The 15,423-nt window shown below is 61.5% G+C and carries 15 protein-coding genes; 4 read left to right on the top strand and 11 right to left on the bottom strand.

Going from position 1 to position 15,423, the window contains the following annotated elements:
- Window positions 1–40: 40 nt before the first annotated feature.
- The 3 genes from cueR to ALP40_RS23080 form a co-directional block, all read right to left on the bottom strand.
- Window positions 41–442: a Cu(I)-responsive transcriptional regulator gene (gene cueR / locus ALP40_RS23090; RefSeq protein ID WP_122210467.1), complete on the bottom strand. Its 402-nt coding sequence runs from the start codon at window positions 440–442 to the stop codon at window positions 41–43.
- Window positions 439–2,637 (bottom strand): cation-translocating P-type ATPase, encoded by a 2,199-nt coding sequence (locus ALP40_RS23085; protein WP_122210466.1) that lies wholly within the window; start codon window positions 2,635–2,637, stop codon window positions 439–441. Before ALP40_RS23085 ends, cueR begins: the two co-directional genes overlap by 4 nt.
- 69 nt (window positions 2,638–2,706) lie before the next feature.
- Complete coding sequence (locus ALP40_RS23080; RefSeq protein WP_122210465.1) at window positions 2,707–3,087, bottom strand: hypothetical protein; 381 nt, start codon at window positions 3,085–3,087, stop codon at window positions 2,707–2,709.
- A gap of 144 nt (window positions 3,088–3,231) precedes the next feature.
- On the opposite strand from ALP40_RS23080, the gene ALP40_RS23075 reads away from it, so the two are divergent.
- Window positions 3,232–3,429, top strand: coding sequence for a heavy-metal-associated domain-containing protein (locus ALP40_RS23075; protein ID WP_122210464.1), 198 nt, complete (start codon window positions 3,232–3,234; stop codon window positions 3,427–3,429).
- A gap of 357 nt (window positions 3,430–3,786) precedes the next feature.
- Window positions 3,787–4,989, top strand: a complete 1,203-nt coding sequence (locus ALP40_RS23070) for a multidrug effflux MFS transporter (protein ID WP_122210463.1) — start codon at window positions 3,787–3,789, stop codon at window positions 4,987–4,989.
- 55 nt (window positions 4,990–5,044) lie between these two features.
- On the opposite strand, the gene ALP40_RS23065 is transcribed toward ALP40_RS23070, so the two are convergent.
- A complete protein-coding gene (locus ALP40_RS23065; RefSeq protein WP_122210756.1) occupies window positions 5,045–6,058 on the bottom strand; it encodes a zinc-binding alcohol dehydrogenase family protein in 1,014 nt (337 codons plus the stop codon).
- A 115-nt stretch (window positions 6,059–6,173) separates the two neighbouring features.
- Between ALP40_RS23065 and ALP40_RS23060 the strand changes: the two genes are divergently transcribed.
- Window positions 6,174–7,079, top strand: a complete 906-nt coding sequence (locus ALP40_RS23060) for a LysR family transcriptional regulator (protein ID WP_122210462.1) — start codon at window positions 6,174–6,176, stop codon at window positions 7,077–7,079.
- A gap of 455 nt (window positions 7,080–7,534) precedes the next feature.
- Window positions 7,535–8,227, top strand: a complete 693-nt coding sequence (locus ALP40_RS23055; RefSeq protein ID WP_122210461.1) for a helix-turn-helix transcriptional regulator — start codon at window positions 7,535–7,537, stop codon at window positions 8,225–8,227.
- A gap of 90 nt (window positions 8,228–8,317) precedes the next feature.
- Here ALP40_RS23055 and ALP40_RS23050 read toward each other — a convergent pair whose 3' ends face one another.
- From ALP40_RS23050 to ALP40_RS23020, 7 genes are all read right to left on the bottom strand, one after another.
- Window positions 8,318–9,271 (bottom strand): adenosine deaminase, encoded by a 954-nt coding sequence (locus ALP40_RS23050; protein ID WP_122210460.1) that lies wholly within the window; start codon window positions 9,269–9,271, stop codon window positions 8,318–8,320.
- A 78-nt stretch (window positions 9,272–9,349) separates the two neighbouring features.
- A complete protein-coding gene (locus ALP40_RS23045; RefSeq protein WP_122210459.1) occupies window positions 9,350–10,321 on the bottom strand; it encodes a 2-oxoglutarate and iron-dependent oxygenase domain-containing protein in 972 nt (323 codons plus the stop codon).
- A 74-nt stretch (window positions 10,322–10,395) separates the two neighbouring features.
- The gene (locus tag ALP40_RS23040; RefSeq protein ID WP_122210458.1) at window positions 10,396–11,490 is read right to left on the bottom strand and encodes a BMP family ABC transporter substrate-binding protein; all 1,095 of its coding nucleotides are present in this window, start codon (window positions 11,488–11,490) and stop codon (window positions 10,396–10,398) included.
- A gap of 150 nt (window positions 11,491–11,640) precedes the next feature.
- Window positions 11,641–12,432, bottom strand: coding sequence for a Fe(3+) dicitrate ABC transporter ATP-binding protein FecE (gene fecE, locus ALP40_RS23035; protein WP_122210457.1), 792 nt, complete (start codon window positions 12,430–12,432; stop codon window positions 11,641–11,643).
- A gap of 4 nt (window positions 12,433–12,436) precedes the next feature.
- Window positions 12,437–13,405: an iron chelate uptake ABC transporter family permease subunit gene (locus ALP40_RS23030; protein ID WP_122210456.1), complete on the bottom strand. Its 969-nt coding sequence runs from the start codon at window positions 13,403–13,405 to the stop codon at window positions 12,437–12,439.
- Window positions 13,402–14,391 (bottom strand): iron-dicitrate ABC transporter permease FecC, encoded by a 990-nt coding sequence (gene fecC / locus ALP40_RS23025; RefSeq protein WP_181114562.1) that lies wholly within the window; start codon window positions 14,389–14,391, stop codon window positions 13,402–13,404. The genes ALP40_RS23030 and fecC overlap by 4 nt, the downstream gene beginning before the upstream one ends.
- The gene (locus ALP40_RS23020; protein WP_122210455.1) at window positions 14,392–15,312 is read right to left on the bottom strand and encodes a Fe(3+) dicitrate ABC transporter substrate-binding protein; all 921 of its coding nucleotides are present in this window, start codon (window positions 15,310–15,312) and stop codon (window positions 14,392–14,394) included.
- Between the last annotated feature and the right edge of the window lie 111 nt (window positions 15,313–15,423).

The following is a 15,423-nucleotide window of genomic DNA, read 5'->3' as shown; positions in this document are numbered from 1 at the left end:
TGCTGTGCGTGGGGCTGCATTCCGTGAGCTCTGCGACACATCATGAACGGCACCCGCCCGATGCCAGATCCTTGAGGATCGGGCAATCGGGGCGGTCGTTGCCCTGGCAGTGCTCCACCAGGTCCTGAAGGGTGTCGCGTAGGCCTGCCAGTTCGCTGATCTTCCGGTTCAGCTCGACAATGTGCTGGTGCGCAAGCGCTTTGACGTCGGCGCTGGCGCGTTGGCGGTCCTGCCAGAGGGCCAGCAGTGTGCCGACTTCCTCCAGCGAAAACCCCAGGTCCCGTGAGCGCTTGATGAAGGCCAGTGTGTGCAGGTCTTCCGGGCTGTAAATCCTGTAACCGCTGTCACTGCGATGTGCCGCCTGCAACAGGCCGATTGATTCGTAGTAGCGGATCATCTTGGCGCTGAGGCCGCTTTTCTTCGCCGCTTGGCCGATGTTCATGGTTGATCTCCCGGATCTTTGGGTTTCCAGGTCTTGAGCAGCAGGGCATTGCTCACCACGCTGACGCTGGACAACGCCATCGCAGCGCCTGCCAGCACCGGGTTGAGGTAACCCAGCGCAGCCAGCGGGATACCGATCAGGTTGTAGACGAAGGCCCAGAACAGGTTCTGACGAATTTTCGCGTAGGTTCTGCGGCTGATGTCCAGCGCGGCAGGCACCAACCGCGGATCGCCACGCATCAACGTAATACCTGCCGCCTGCATCGCGACATCGGTGCCGCTGCCCATCGCAATGCCGATATCGGCGGCGGCCAGGGCGGGCGCATCGTTGATGCCATCGCCGACCATCGCCACCACATTGTGGCTTTTCAGCTGCATCACGGTGGCCGACTTGTCAGCCGGCAGCACCTCAGCGTGGACATCGCGTATACCCAGCGCATTGGCCACCACTTGAGCGCTGCCGCGATTGTCACCGGTCAGGAGGTGGCTGGTGATGCCGCGAGCATTCAGCGCTCGTACCGCCTCATCCGTTCCCGGTTTGAGCGAGTCCCCGAACGCGAACAGGCCAATGACGTGGGGCTCGGGTGCCCGTTCGATCAGCCATGACAGGGTCCGCCCTTCGGCCTCCCAGATGCGCGCAGACTCTTCCAGATCGCCCATCGGCAGGCCGCTTTCTTCCAGCAAACGTCGATTGCCCAGCACCAGATCGTGGCCCTGCACAGTGCCCGCGATGCCACGCCCGCTTAGCGCGTGGCTATTCTCGATCTCATCGAGTTTCAACTGCCATTCATGGCAGACATCCAGCACGGCCTTGGCCAGCGGATGCTCGCTGCCACGTTGCAAGGCACCTGCACGTTGCAGCAGGTGTTCCTCGTTGCCTTCGCGGGCAATCATGTTGGTGATCCGAGGCGTGCCGGACGTCAGCGTGCCAGTCTTGTCGAAGACCACGGCAGTCACTTCGTGAGCGCGCTCCAGCGATTCGGCGTCCTTGATCAGAATCCCGTAGCGCGCCGCCACACCGGTGCCCGCCATGATTGCGGTCGGCGTGGCCAGGCCCAAGGCACACGGGCAGGCGATCACCAGCACGGTCACGGCATTGATCAAAGCCACTTCCAGTGACGCGCCCACCAGCAGCCAGCCCGCGAGGGTGAAGAAGGCGATCAGCAGCACCACCGGCACGAACACCTGACTGACCCGGTCCACCAGCCGCTGAATCGGTGCCTTGCCGGTCTGGGCGTCTTCGACCAGGCGAATGACGCGTGCCAATACCGTTTCCGAACCCAGCGCCGTGGTCCTGACCAGCAGCCGACCCTCGCCATTGATGGCCCCGCCGGTGACCCGGTCGCCAGGCTCCTTGGGCACCGGCAGGCTTTCACCCGTGATCAGCGCCTCGTCGGCATGGCTGTGTCCTTCGATGACCTCGCCGTCCACCGCAAAGCGCTCGCCCGGTTTGACCAGCACCCGGTCGTCCAGCTGGAGTGCGCTGATCGCGACCTCTTGTTCTACGCCGTCGATAACGCGTATTGCCCGGTCAGGACGCAGCGCCTCAAGGGCGCGAATCGCACTGGCGGTCTGGCGCTTGGCGCGGCTTTCCAGGTATTTGCCCAGTAGCACCAGCGCGATGACCACCGCAGACGCTTCGAAATACAGATGCGGCGTGGTGCCGGGTGCGGCGGCCAGCCATTGATAAAAGCTCAGGCCGTAACCGGCGCTGGTGCCGATAGCAACCAGCAAATCCATATTGCCTGCGCCCGAGCGCACAGCTTTCCAGGCGGCGACGTAAAGGCGTGCACCGAGTACGAACTGCACCGGTGTGGCCAGCGCGGCTTGCGCCCAGGCGGGCAGCATCCAGTGCACGCCCAGTGGCGAGAGAAGCATGGGCACGACCAACGGCACCGCCAGAACGATCGCCAGCAGCAACGCCCACCGCTCTCGATTCAAGCGGCGGCCCTTTCGATCGGCTTCGACGCGTTCATCCTGCAGCAGGGTCGCGCCGTAGCCTGCGTGGCTGACAGCGTTGATCAGGGTTTGCGGATCGGTTTGAGGCCGGGCCTGCACGTGGGCGCGTTCGTTGGCCAGATTGACCGTCACGCTGTTGACCCCCGGCACTTTGGCCAAGGCACGCTCGACTCGACCTGCGCAACTGGCGCAGGTCATGCCGCTGATGGGCAGGTCGAAGGTGATGGCGTCTTGCATTTCATTCACTCCTTGAGACTGGATGCCTGCAAGGATCAACCTTGCCACATGGGCAAGGTCAAGGGCGAATCAATAGTTCAGGTCGGCCTTCTTGAGGTACATGCCCTTGAGGCTGGTTGCGATGCGGTACTTGAGGATATCCCCAGCATGCATCTGAATGGTGGTGTTGGTCGGTGCTTCCATTCCGGGCTCGCAGCCCACGATCTTGCCGGGTAACGTCCGTAGGCGCACCGACACCGGACCGGCTGGCAGGTTGAAGGACACCGAGTCCTCCTGGAACAAACGTCCGGCCAATTGATCCTGAATGTAAATGCCGATTTCACACGAGGTTGCCACTTCCAGGCGCTCTCGGGAAATGATCAGGATGCCGTAATCCTGAGCGGCCTGAACGGTGGGGGCTGCGGCGACCAGACCGAGAATGCTGAAGAGGCTGACTACTGACCAGCGCATTGCTGATACTCCTGATGTAAACGTCGATGACGGAGCTTGGCCCACGACAACGCCGAATGCCAGCCCGGCAGAAAATACAAAAACTTGACCTTGCCACAATGACAAGGTTGAAGATACGCCCCATCAACTTCAGAGGAGCACGACATGCAATTATTCAACGTTCAGGGCATGACCTGCGGACACTGTGTTCGAGCGGTGACTCAAGCGATAAAAAATGAAGACCCGACCGCCGACGTGCAGATCGAACTGGCCAGTAAAGAGGTCAAGGTGCAGAGCGCGCTGAGTGCCGAGCACATTGTCAGGCTGATCGGCGAGGAAGGTTATCAGGCGCAACTGGCCTGATCTTTCATTCACCAAAATGCACGCACGCCTGCTTCTGCCCGCAGGGCGTGGGAGCTCTCGGAGGTTACGACGGCAGCGAAGGGCTGCGCAGCGGCCCTTGAGTGCATTTGATACACCGCATGCGCAGGCCTTACTACCGGTCCGCTCCCACGATGTTTGCTGCGCGACAGATCATACGTCGAAGACCGGGTGGGGCCTTCACCGTTCAAGTACGCCGCTCACTAACAGGGTCTGCCCTAACCAACGGATGTCAGCTATCCCTATCGGAAAAATCTTGAATTAATTTCGCTGCATTCCGTCCTCTGCCGGGTAAGGCGGTTAAACTAAACGGCTGCCCCGCATCGCTATGGACGACCGATGAATTTACGCACAATTCTGATTCTTGGCGCATTGAGCGCCTTCGGCCCGTTGGCCATCGACTTCTATCTGCCTGGCTTCCCCGCTATGGCGCTGTATTTCGCCACCGATGAAAAACACGTCCAATTGACGCTGGCGGCCTATTTTCTCGGCCTGTCGCTGGGCCAGCTCGCCTATGGTCCTATGGCCGACCGTTTCGGGCGACGTATCCCGATGCTGGTGGGCGTCAGCCTGTTCACGCTGGCCTCCGTGGCCTGCGCCTTCGCGCCGAGCCTTGAATGGCTGATCGGTGCTCGCTTCGTGCAAGCGCTGGGCGGCTGCGCGGGCATGGTGTTGTCACGGGCGATCGTCAGCGACAAATGCAACGCGGTAGAGTCCGCCAAGGTGTTCTCGCAACTGATGCTGGTCATGGGGCTCGCGCCGATTCTGGCGCCCATGCTTGGCGGGATGCTGGTCGGTGCCTACGGCTGGCAGTCGATCTTCATCAGCCTGACGCTGTTCAGCGCCTTGTGCCTGACCGCGGTCGCCCTGGGGTTGCCGGAAAGCATGCCTGCCACCACCCCACGTCAGCCATTGCGTGGGGCGTTGCGCCAATACGGACGTCTGCTGACCGACCGCGTGTTCATCGGCCATGCGCTCACGGGCGGTATCGCGATGGCGGGGATGTTCGCTTACGTGGCGGGCTCGCCGTTTGTGTTCATCAAGCTCTATAACGTGCCCGCCGAGCATTACGGCTGGCTGTTCGGGATGAATGCGGCGGGCTTCATTGTGGTCGCGCAGATCAATGCCCGCATCCTGCGCAAGACCGGCCCGGCCTTTCTGCTGACACGCACGGTGTGGGTCTATCTGACGGCGGCTCTTGTGCTGCTGGGTATCACCGGTCTGCGCACCGAGGCGTTATGGCCACTGCTGGTGCCGTTGTTCATCTGCATCGCGAGCCTGGGCTGCATCATTCCCAATGCGTCGGCGTGCGCCATGAATGGCCAGTGGGCGAGGGCGGGCAGTGCGTCGGCGCTGCTGGGCTGCTTGCAGTTCAGCGTCGCGGCGGCTGCGGCGAGTCTGGTGGGCGTGCTGCACGACGGCACGGCAACGCCGATGGCGCTGGTCATCACCCTGTGCGGGGTGCTGGCCGTGAGCGCCTCGGTGTACACACGTCGCCTGCAGGCGCGGCGGGATGCGCAGGCGCAAACCGCTCAAGTCTGACCAACTCTGCCGTTGGATCAGTCAGGGGTGACTGACCCAACGCTGTTGCTTGTGTTTAGAACCCTTCCAGAACGATTTTGCCTTTGGCCTTGCCGCTTTCCAGCAAAGCGTGAGCGCGACGCAGGTTTTCGGCGTTGATGGTGCCGAAGTGTTCGCCGAACGTAGTCTTCAGCGTTCCAGCGTCCACCAGTTCTGCCACGCGATTGAGCAGGTTGTGCTGCTCGATCATGTCCTCGGTCTGGAACATCGAACGGGTGTACATGAACTCCCAGTGCAGCGACAGGCTCTTGCGCTTGAGCTTGGAGACGTCCAGCGACTTGGGGTCGTCGATCAGCCCCAGCTTGCCTTGAGGTTTGAGTGCCTCGACCAGTTGATCCAGGTGCTGCTCGGTCTGTGTCAGGCTGGCGACGTGAGTGACGGCTGCCAGGCCGACGCGCTTGAGCTCTTCGCTCAGCGGCTTGCTGTGGTCCAGCACCTCATGAGCACCCAGCTCACGCACCCATTCGGTGGTTTCGGTGCGTGAGGCGGTGCCGATGACTTTCAACGCGGTCAACTGGCGGGCCAATTGGGTCAGGATCGAGCCCACGCCACCTGCCGCGCCGACGATCAACAGGCTTTGTCCGCTTTCGCCTTTGCCTTGAACGATCTGCAGGCGCTCAAACAAAAGCTCCCACGCGGTGATCGCAGTCAGCGGCAGGGCGGCCGCGTGAGCGAAGCTGAGCGATTTGGGCATGTGGCCCACGATGCGCTCATCCACCACGTGCAGTTCGCTGTTGGCCCCCGGACGCGTCAGCGAGCCGGCGTAGTACACCTTGTCGCCCGGCTGGAACAGGGTGACATCGCTGCCGACCGCTTTCACCACGCCTGCAACGTCCCAGCCCAGCACCTTGGGCTCTCCATTCTCTGGCTGTACGTTCTGCCGGATCTTGGTGTCCACCGGGTTCACCGAAATGGCCTTGACCTCGACCAGCAGATCGTGTGCGCCAGCGACGGGTTCTGGCAGTTCGATGTCCTTGAGTGACTGAGCGTCGCTGACAGGCAGGGACTGGTGATACGCAATGGCCTTCATGAACGGATCCTCGTGTGGAAACAATGATGAGCGGATCATTAAGTATTTCCAGTAAAGATAAAACCCGCTAAAACGGCAGGCTCTTTCAATTTATTTTTGATAATTCGAGGCTGGCATGCTGCGTTTCGATGACCTGCAGTTGTTCGTTCGGGCTGCGGACCTAGGCAGTCTTTCCGCTGCCGCCCGTGTAATGGACATGTCGGCGGCGGTGGCCAGTGCGTCGCTCAAGCGCGTTGAACTGCAATTGGGTGCCCGCCTGCTGGCCCGCTCGACCCGCAGCCTGCGTTTGACGGCCGAGGGCGAGGGGTTTCTGGAATATGCGCGCGCCGCGCTTGGCAGCCTTGAGGAGGGGCAGCGCCTGCTGGCCAGCAGTCAGGACCGCTGCGAAGGCGTTTTGCAGCTTTCGGCACCTTCGGACCTGGGGCGCAATGTGCTGCTGCCGTGGCTGGATGCGTTTCAGCAGCAGCACCCGCAACTGACTGTGCGTTTGTTGCTGGGGGACCGGATTGCCGACCTGTTCCGCCAGCCGGTGGACGTCGCCCTGCGGTATGGCGAGCCGGAAGACTCTTCCCTCGTCGCGCTGCCGGTGCTGCCGACCAACCGGCGTGTGTTGTGCGCCTCGCCGACTTATCTGGAACGCCACGGCCAGCCGCAGCAGATCGAGCAGCTGGCACAGCACAATTGCCTGCTGTTCATGTTGGGCGAGCGTGTCCATGACCGATGGACCTTCGAGGACGGCAAGCGAGAAATGAGCCTGACGGTGACAGGCAATCGCTTCAGCGATGACGCCGATGTGGTGCGTCGCTGGGCCGTGGCGGGAGAAGGCATCGCCTATAAATCCTGGCTGGACGTTGCCGACGATGTAAGGTCGGGGCGTCTGCGGGTATTGATGCCGCATTTGCAAGGTGAACTGGCGCCTTTGAATCTGTTGTGTGCCCACCGTGCTCAACTCAGCAAACCGGTCAATCTGCTTCTGGACATGCTTCGTACGCGTTGCAAGCAACATGCTGTAAGCCAATAAGAACGTTTAATGTTTTATGTGGCTACATAGGCGGGGGAATCACCCTACGGAAGTTTCGGAAAATATAGTGTTTAACTGCATTTTCAATATGCAAAGTTCTCTCGAGTGAAAGAGGTTTTAACTGACAAATATTGAAAGCTTTTGGCCGTTTTGCCGTAGGCCCGTCCTTTGTTTTTTGAAGCGTTTATCAGCCAAAGCCCCGTAACCCTTGAGTTAGAAGGCTGCTGGCGATGCGCTTTCATTCGATCAGGACGCAGACTAAATTCACGCATGGCCGAGAATGATGGCCACCGAGATGGCAAGCCGGTGTGCCAAGGGTTTTTTACCCGGTCTGGCGACGGGGCATAGAGTTTATACTTGTCATTTCAAGTTGGATCCGCGTTCAACTTTACTGAGGCGTGATTGCTGTCAATATGTCATCGCAATAGATGAATGTTTCAACAGGGAGTGAACACATGGAATATGCACCTTGCATCAGCCAGATTGCGACATTGCTGGCCGACCCCAAGCGCAGCGCAATGATTTGGGCATTGATGGATGGTACTGCTCGCCCCGCCGATGAGCTGGCACTGCTGGCGGGCCTGTCGACGTCTTCGGCGGGCGCACACCTTGCGCGGCTTGCGAGCGGCGGTCTGTTGAAGCAGGAGGCGCGGGGTCGCAAGCGCTTCTTCCGGCTGGCAGCGCCGGAAGTGGCGGCGGCGGTCGAGGCGTTGGCCAGTGCTTCGTTGGCGAGTGCCGATCAGATCAGCCGCATTGTCGCGCAGCCGATGCCGTCTTTGCCGTTGCGCCGTGCCCGCATCTGTTGCGATCACTTGGGGGGCGAAATGGCGGCCGAGCTCTACCAGCGTCTGATGGGCGCGGGCTGGATCGAGCAACAGGAAAAGCGCATCGAGGTGACAAGCAAGGGCATGGCCAAGTTTGCCGAACGTGGAATCTACATACCAGCACTCGCCCAGCGCAAACGTGAAACCGTCTGCGCCTGTGCCAACTGGAGCGAGCGCAGTCCGCACTTGGGAGGCGCATTGGGCGCAGGTCTTCTGCAGTTGTTCATTCAGATGGGCTGGCTGCGCACGACCGAGGAGTCCAGCACCCTTCAGGTGTCGTCGAGCGGGCAGCGGGAAATCAGCAAGATCGCGTCGGCGGCGTGAGCTCACGCAGCGTGTGGTCAGACCCATTGGGACGCGAAGCGTCCCGGGCTGCATGCCGACGCGGAGCATCGGCACGATAATGATCTGGATTTACGGCTTCACCAACCGCGCATCCAGGCTGTTCTGCGCCAGGCGTTTCGCCTGGTCCTGGGTCATGCCCAAATGTGTGTACAACGCGTGGAAGTTTTCAGTGACGTAGCCGCCGAAGTAGGCCGGGTCGTCCGAGTTCACCGTGACTTTCACGCCGCGTTCCAGCATATCGAGGATGTTGTGCTGGGCCATGTCGTCGAACACGCAGAGTTTGGTGTTGGACAGCGGGCAGACGGTCAGCGGGATCTGTTCGTCTATGATGCGCTGCATCAGTCGTTCGTCTTCGATGGCGCGCACGCCGTGGTCGATGCGCTCGATCTTCAACAGGTCCAGTGCTTCCCAAATGTATTCCGGCGGGCCTTCTTCGCCAGCGTGAGCCACGGTCAGAAAGCCTTCATTGCGGGCGCGGTCAAAGACGCGCTGGAACTTGCTCGGCGGATGGCCCATTTCCGAGCTGTCCAGGCCGACGGCCACGAACGCGTCGCGGAACGGCAAGGCCTGCGTCAGGGTTTTCTCGGCTTCTTCTTCGCTCAGATGGCGCAGAAAGCTGAGGATCAGGCCGCTGTCGACGCCCAGTTGCGATTTTCCGTCTTTCAAAGCGCCGGTAATCCCCGCCAGCACCACTTCGAACGGGATGCCACGGTCGGTGTGGGTCTGCGGATCGAAGAACGGTTCGGTGTGAATCACGTTCTGCGCCTTGCAGCGTTGCAGGTAGGCCCAGGTCAGGTCATAGAAATCCTGCTCGGTGCGCAAAACGTCCGCGCCCTGGTAATACAGATCGAGAAATTCCTGCAGGTTATTGAAGGCGTACGCCTTGCGCAGCGCCTCCACGTCGTTCCACGGCAGGGCAATCTTGTTGCGCTCGGCCAGGGCAAACAGCAGCTCGGGTTCCAGCGAACCTTCAAGGTGCAAGTGTAATTCTGCCTTGGGCAGGGCGTTCAACCAGTCGTACATGTGCTGTTCTCATCAGGTGCAGATCGCGGGCATTCTACAGATGCACGTCGCCGCATAGGGTAAAACCTGACCGACCGTTCAACTAAGAGGCTTTTCCGGCTCTCGCCGATAGGCATACGTATCGGCAAAGCGCGACAACAGGAACTCGGCGCAGGTGGTGACAGGATAGCGGGCCGGCTGGCTTTCGCTCTGGCAACCCGGCAGGCATTCGATACGTGTGTCCGGATGAGGTTCGGCGAAAAACGGCATCGAGTAGCGATCGACACCCAATGGGCTGATGACCCTGTGCGGCGTGGACAGGTAACGGTCGTTGCTCCAGCGCGCCATCATGTCGCCGAGGTTGACCACGAACGTGCCCTCGATGGGCGGCGCGTCGATCCAATCGTCCCGCACATCACGCACCTGCAAACCGCCCGCTGCGTCCTGATAAAGCAGGGTGATGCAGCCGTAATCGGTGTGGGCACCCGCGCCCTGCTGGTCGCTCGACGTGGCGGTGTGGCGTGGTGGGTAATGAATCATGCGCAGCACGCTGACCGGGTCCTTGAAGCGCTGGTCGAAGAAATTCCGTTCGATGCCCAGCGCCAGGGTCATGGCGCGCAGCAGCGTTTGGGCCAGCGCCTGCATGTCCAAGTAATGCTGCTCCATCAGGCTTTCCCAGTCCGGCATGTCGGGATGTCGATTCGGCCCCCGCAGAGGTTTTCCGGCCAGTACATCAGGATGTTCGGCATCCATGTGCAGGCCCATGTCGAAGGTTTCCTTCAGATCGCTCGGCAGGTTGGGGTCCAGTTGTTCGGTGGCAATGGCGCCGTAGCCGCGATGATGAGTGCTTTGGGTAATGTCGATGCTGAGCTTTTGCTCCGTCGGCAGGGCGAAAAAACGCTTGGCAGCCGATTGCACCTGCTCGATCCGCTGCGCGCTGATCGGGTGACCGGTGATGTAGAAGAAGCCCCATTCGCGGCAGGCGCTGTCGATCTGGCTGGCAACGGTCTGCCAGGCTTGAGTGTCGGTGCCGTACAGCGGGGCGATGTCGATGATCGGGAGCTGGTCCATGAAGCGGTCCTGGAAATCCGGTGGTGGTCTGAGTGACCGCGCCTGCTGATCACAGGCGCAGAGGTTCAGGCAGATTACTTCGGCAGCTCGGCGGTGATGCCTTCGACGTAGTAGTTCATCGAGGCCAGCTCGGCATTGGTCGCGACCACCCCGGCAGGGATTTTCACCGTACCGGTCTGGTCTTTGATCGGGCCGGTGAACGGGTGGAATTCGCCGCTTTCGATGCTCGCGATGATCGTCTGCGCCTCAGCCTTCACGTCGGCGGGTACGATGTCGCTGATCGGCAGTTCAACCGTTCCTTCCTTCAGGCCGCCCCAGTAATCCTGTGGTTTCCAAGTGCCTGCGAGTACGCCTTCGGCAGCCTGAATGTAATGCGGCCCCCAGTTGTTGACGATGGAGGTCAGCACCGCCTTGGGACCGAAGTGCGCCATGTCCGACGCGTAGCCGACGGCGTACACGCCACGACGCTCGGCGGTCTGGATCGGGGCGGGGCTGTCGGTGTGCTGGAACACCACGTCCACGCCCTGATCGATCAGCGCGTTGGCTGCATCGGCTTCCTTGCCCGGATCGAACCAGGAGTTGACCCACACGACCTTGATCTCGGTCCCAGGGTTGTACTTGTTCAGGGCCAACTGGATGGCGTCGATATCGCGCAATACTTCCGGGATCGGGAACGAGGCGACGTAGCCGATCTTCTTGGTCTTGGTCATCTTCGCGGCAATGAAGCCACCCACGTAGCGGCCTTCATAGGTGCGGGCAAGGTAGGTGCCCATGTTCTTGTCTTGCTTGTAGCCGGTGGCGTGCTCGAATTTCACCTTGGGAAACTGCTTGGCGACTTTCAGGGTCGGGTTCATGTAACCGAAGGAGGTGCTGAAGATCAGGTCATAGCCGCCCTTGGCCATGTTGCGGATCACACGTTCGGCATCGGCGCCTTCCGGCACGTTTTCCACGTAGCTGCTGCTGACCTTGTCGCCCAGCGCCGCGACCATCGCCTTGCGGCCCTGCTCGTGCTGATAGGTCCAGCCGTGGTCGCCGATAGGGCCGATGTAGACGAAACCGACTTTCAGCGGATCGGCTGCCGAGGCGAGCAGGCTGGCACCCAGACCGACGACGGCAGTCATGGCGCACAGCAGTTTTTTCAGGGGACGGCGTGGGGTGGTCAGGTGCATCGGGTCTTGCTCCTTGCAGTCTTGTTGGAGTGGATACTCCGCCAATGCAAATAACTGACCACAAAGACAAGTTATGACGCAGACGCGCCGCAGACCGTTCTGCTACCGGTTATATGCAGCGCGACGGTGCAGGTTACAGCCCCTTCGCCGCTAACTGGTGCAGCGGGTGCTGCGTTCGACGATGCACATGGGCGTGCCCGCCACCGGCTCGCGCATGATCTGTACCTGAACATCGAAGACCCGGCATACCAGCTCGGCATCCAGCACCTCGCCGGGGGCTCCATTGGCCACCAGTCGTCCGGCCTGCATCACCGCCAGATGATCGGCATAGCGACAGGCCTGATTGATGTCGTGCAACACGGTGATGACCGTCTTGCCTTCAGCGCTGAGGGCGCGCATCAGGTCCAGCAGCTCGACCTGATGGCTGATGTCCAGATACGTGGTCGGCTCGTCGAGCAGCACGATGGACGCATCCTGCGCCAGAATCATCGCCAGCCATGCGCGTTGACGTTGCCCGCCGGACAGGTCGGACAGCGGTCGGTCAGCGAGGGTTTCCAGCTCCATGCGCTGCAAGGCCTGATCGACACGGTGCTGATCCGCGCCGCTCAGCCGCCCCCACAAACTGTTGTGCGGACTGCGGCCGTAGGCAACCAGCTGGCATACGCTGACGCCTTCGGGAATGGGCAGCACCTGCGGCAGAAACGCGACCTGGCGAGCCAGATCCCGCGCCGACAGATCGCGGTAGGCCTTGCCGTCCAGGCTCAGACTGCCGGACTGTGGCGTGAGAATGCGCGCGAATGCCTTGAGCAAAGTGGACTTGCCGCAGCCGTTGGGGCCGATCAGTGCCGTGACCTTGCCGGGCGGCGGGCTGAACGACAAGCCCTGCACGATGCGTGTTGCGCCATAACCGATGTCGAGTTGCCGTGCCTGAAGAATGCTCATGGGATCAACCTTTGAATCGGGCCAGCAGCCACAGAAAATAAGGAGCGCCGATTACCGCCGTGAGAATCCCGGCCGGGATCTCGCTGGGCGCGATCAGCGTACGACCGAGCGTGTCGGCCAGCACCAGCAGCAACGCGCCCAGCACCATCGAGGCGGGCAGCATGAATTGATGGTGACCTCCCACCAATCGGCGAGCCATGTGCGGTGCGACCAGTCCGACGAAGCTGATCGGGCCGATGATTCCGACGCCCATGCTGGTCAGCAGTACCGCGCTGCCCATCGCCAGCCAGCGCGTGCGCGTAAGGCCGGTGCCCAGGCTCTGCGCCGCTTCATCGCCCAGACCTATCAGGTTCAGCGGCTTGGCCAGCAACAGCGAAATCGGGATCAGGATCAGCAACGGCACGGCCAGTAGCACGTGATGCCAGTTGCGGCTCCACAGACTGCCGGTCAGCGCCAGCAGGGCGGTGTTGATGTCCAGTGGGTTGGACAGGATCAAAAACTCGGTAATGCTCGACAGCGTGACTGCAATGGCGACACCCGAGAGCGCGAAGCGCACCCCTGAAAACTGCACGCCGGTGTTGTACAGCGCCAGTAACAATGCGCCGCCCGCACCCCCCAGACACGCCACGAACGGCAGCGCTGACACCGGTAATTGTGGAAAACCGATGATCGCGATGGTCAACGCCAGCCCCGCGCCTTGCGTCACGCCAAGTATTTCCGGCGAGGCCAGCGGGTTGCGGATCACCCCTTGCACGATGGCGCCGGCCAGACCGAACGCACAGCCGGTGACAATGGCAATCAGGCCTCGTGGCAGGCGGTGGTTCCAGACCTCGAAGTCCTTGCTGTCATGAGCGATCAAATGGTCGAACACAGCGCCCGGCGTCAGCCAGACCGTGCCCGCGCTCAGGCTCAACAGCAGCGCCAGTAGCAACAGGCCGATCAGGATCAGCAGTCTTGAGCGAGGCTGGTTCATAGTGCGCGCCTGGCCAGAAACAGGAAGAACGGCGCGCCGATCAGCGCCGTGACCACACCAGCGGGCGTCTCGACCGGAAAGGCCACGGCGCGGCTGATCAGGTCAGAGGCCAGCACAATCGCTGCACCCAGCCCGGCGCTGACCGGGATCAGCCAGCGGTAATCGTTGCCCAGCCATTGACGGGCGATGTTCGGCGCGATCAGACCGACGAACCCAATCGGCCCGACGGCGCAGACACTGGCCCCGACCAGCACCAGACTGACGACAAACACCAGCAGACGAAGTGCACCGATGCGCACGCCCAGCGAACGTGCGGCGTCCTCGCCAAGGTTGATCAGGTTCAGGCGAGGCGCGCAGGCAATCGCCACCACAACGCCAATCAGTGTGCAGGGCCACAGCAGGCGCAGTTGCTCGCCACCGACATTGGCCAGCGAGCCGGCCAGCCAGTTCAGAACGCTTTGCGCCTGGACTTCAACGAGGATTACCGTCAGGCGGGTCAGTGCTGCACATAAAGCCGCCACCGCCACGCCCGCCAGCACCAATCGTCCTTGTGACGTAGCAGGCGACCAGGCTCCGCCGAGACTGAATACGGTAATCCAGGCCAGCGCACCGCCCAGGCAGGTCATCAGTAGTGCGCCGCCCGGGAAGGGCAGGGCAATCAGTCCGGTTGAAAACAATGCCAGACCCAGCGCCGCGCCCGCGGTTACGCCGAAAAGAGAAGGGGACGCCAGCCGATTGCGGGTGATGCCTTGCATCAAGGCCCCCGCCACGCCGAGACAGGCACCGACCAATGCGGCGCACAAGGCTCGCGGCACGCGCAGTTGCGCAACGATATAGGCAATGTTGCCGCCCTCACGGCCTAGGGTGAACAGCCCGTTCCACGCATCGATCTGCCGAATGGTGAACGGCGACAGGGCGAACAGCGACATCCAGAACAAGCCCAGACACCCTGCGGCAATCACGCTCGCCATCAGCCAACGACGCATTTACGGGTTGATCACGGCCTTGCCGCCCTTGAGCACGGCAAGCGCATCATCGGCAATCTGCTCGGACGCCATGATCCCGCGATTGCGCGCCCAGCTGTCGCCATCCACCTGCGCCACCTGTTTGTTGCGCACGGCGCTCAGCACCTGCCACAACGGCTGTTTGCTCCAGCTGTCGACAAGGCTTGGGCGACGATAATGGCCGACCAGCAGCCAGCCCGGATCCAGCGCCAGCAACTGCTCAAGGCTGACGAACTCGGTCGGCGCGGCGTTCTTGCGCACCTCCGGCACCTGCAGACCAATAGCCTTCAACACGCTGCCAGCATACGAGTGCGGGCCATGCACCGAGAAACTGTCTTCACGGGCGACGCCGAATAGCACTTTAGTATCGGCTGGAATCTGTGCCGCGACCGCTTTCAGGTGCTCGCGGTTTTCAGCGATACGCGCCTGCATCTGCGGGCCTTTGCCCAGCGCGGTGCCGATCAGCTCGGCGGATTTCAGGCTGCCTTCATAGTCCTCGCCACGCGAGGGCAGCATCAATGTGGGCGCCAGGGTTGCCAGATCGTTGTACAGCGCTTGATGACGGCCCAGGTCAGCGATGATCAGGTCCGGTTTGAGGCGCGCAATGACTTCGATATTGGGCTGCGAACGCAGGCCCACCGATTGCCATTCGCCCACGGCCTTGCGCGCCTTGGGCAGCACGCGATTGGCATCGCCATCATCGGCGGCACCTACAGGCGTCACGCCGACCGAGGCCAGGCTGTCGAGAAAGGAAAACTCCAGCACCACCACGCGCTTGGGCGCATCGGGCAAGTGAACCTTGTGCTGGCCGTCATCAATGTCGATGGGTGCTGCCTGGGTTGTGCAGGCCAAGGCTGCCAACAGGCTGCCAGCCAGCAGGTGGGAGAGTCGAAAAGCATGCATGGCGGATGTCCTTTGTCACTGAAGCAGTCGCGCCAGAAAGGTCGCGAGGAAAACGGCGGGCACTATTTCACATCGTGACGACGGGATCAAAAGTCATTTACAGCTGGGTGC

It is taken from the genome of Pseudomonas viridiflava (assembly GCF_003702045.1).
In the GTDB taxonomy this organism is placed as follows: Bacteria; Pseudomonadota; Gammaproteobacteria; order Pseudomonadales; family Pseudomonadaceae; genus Aquipseudomonas; species Aquipseudomonas viridiflava_C.
This window is presented reverse-complemented; position numbering and strand designations above follow the sequence as displayed.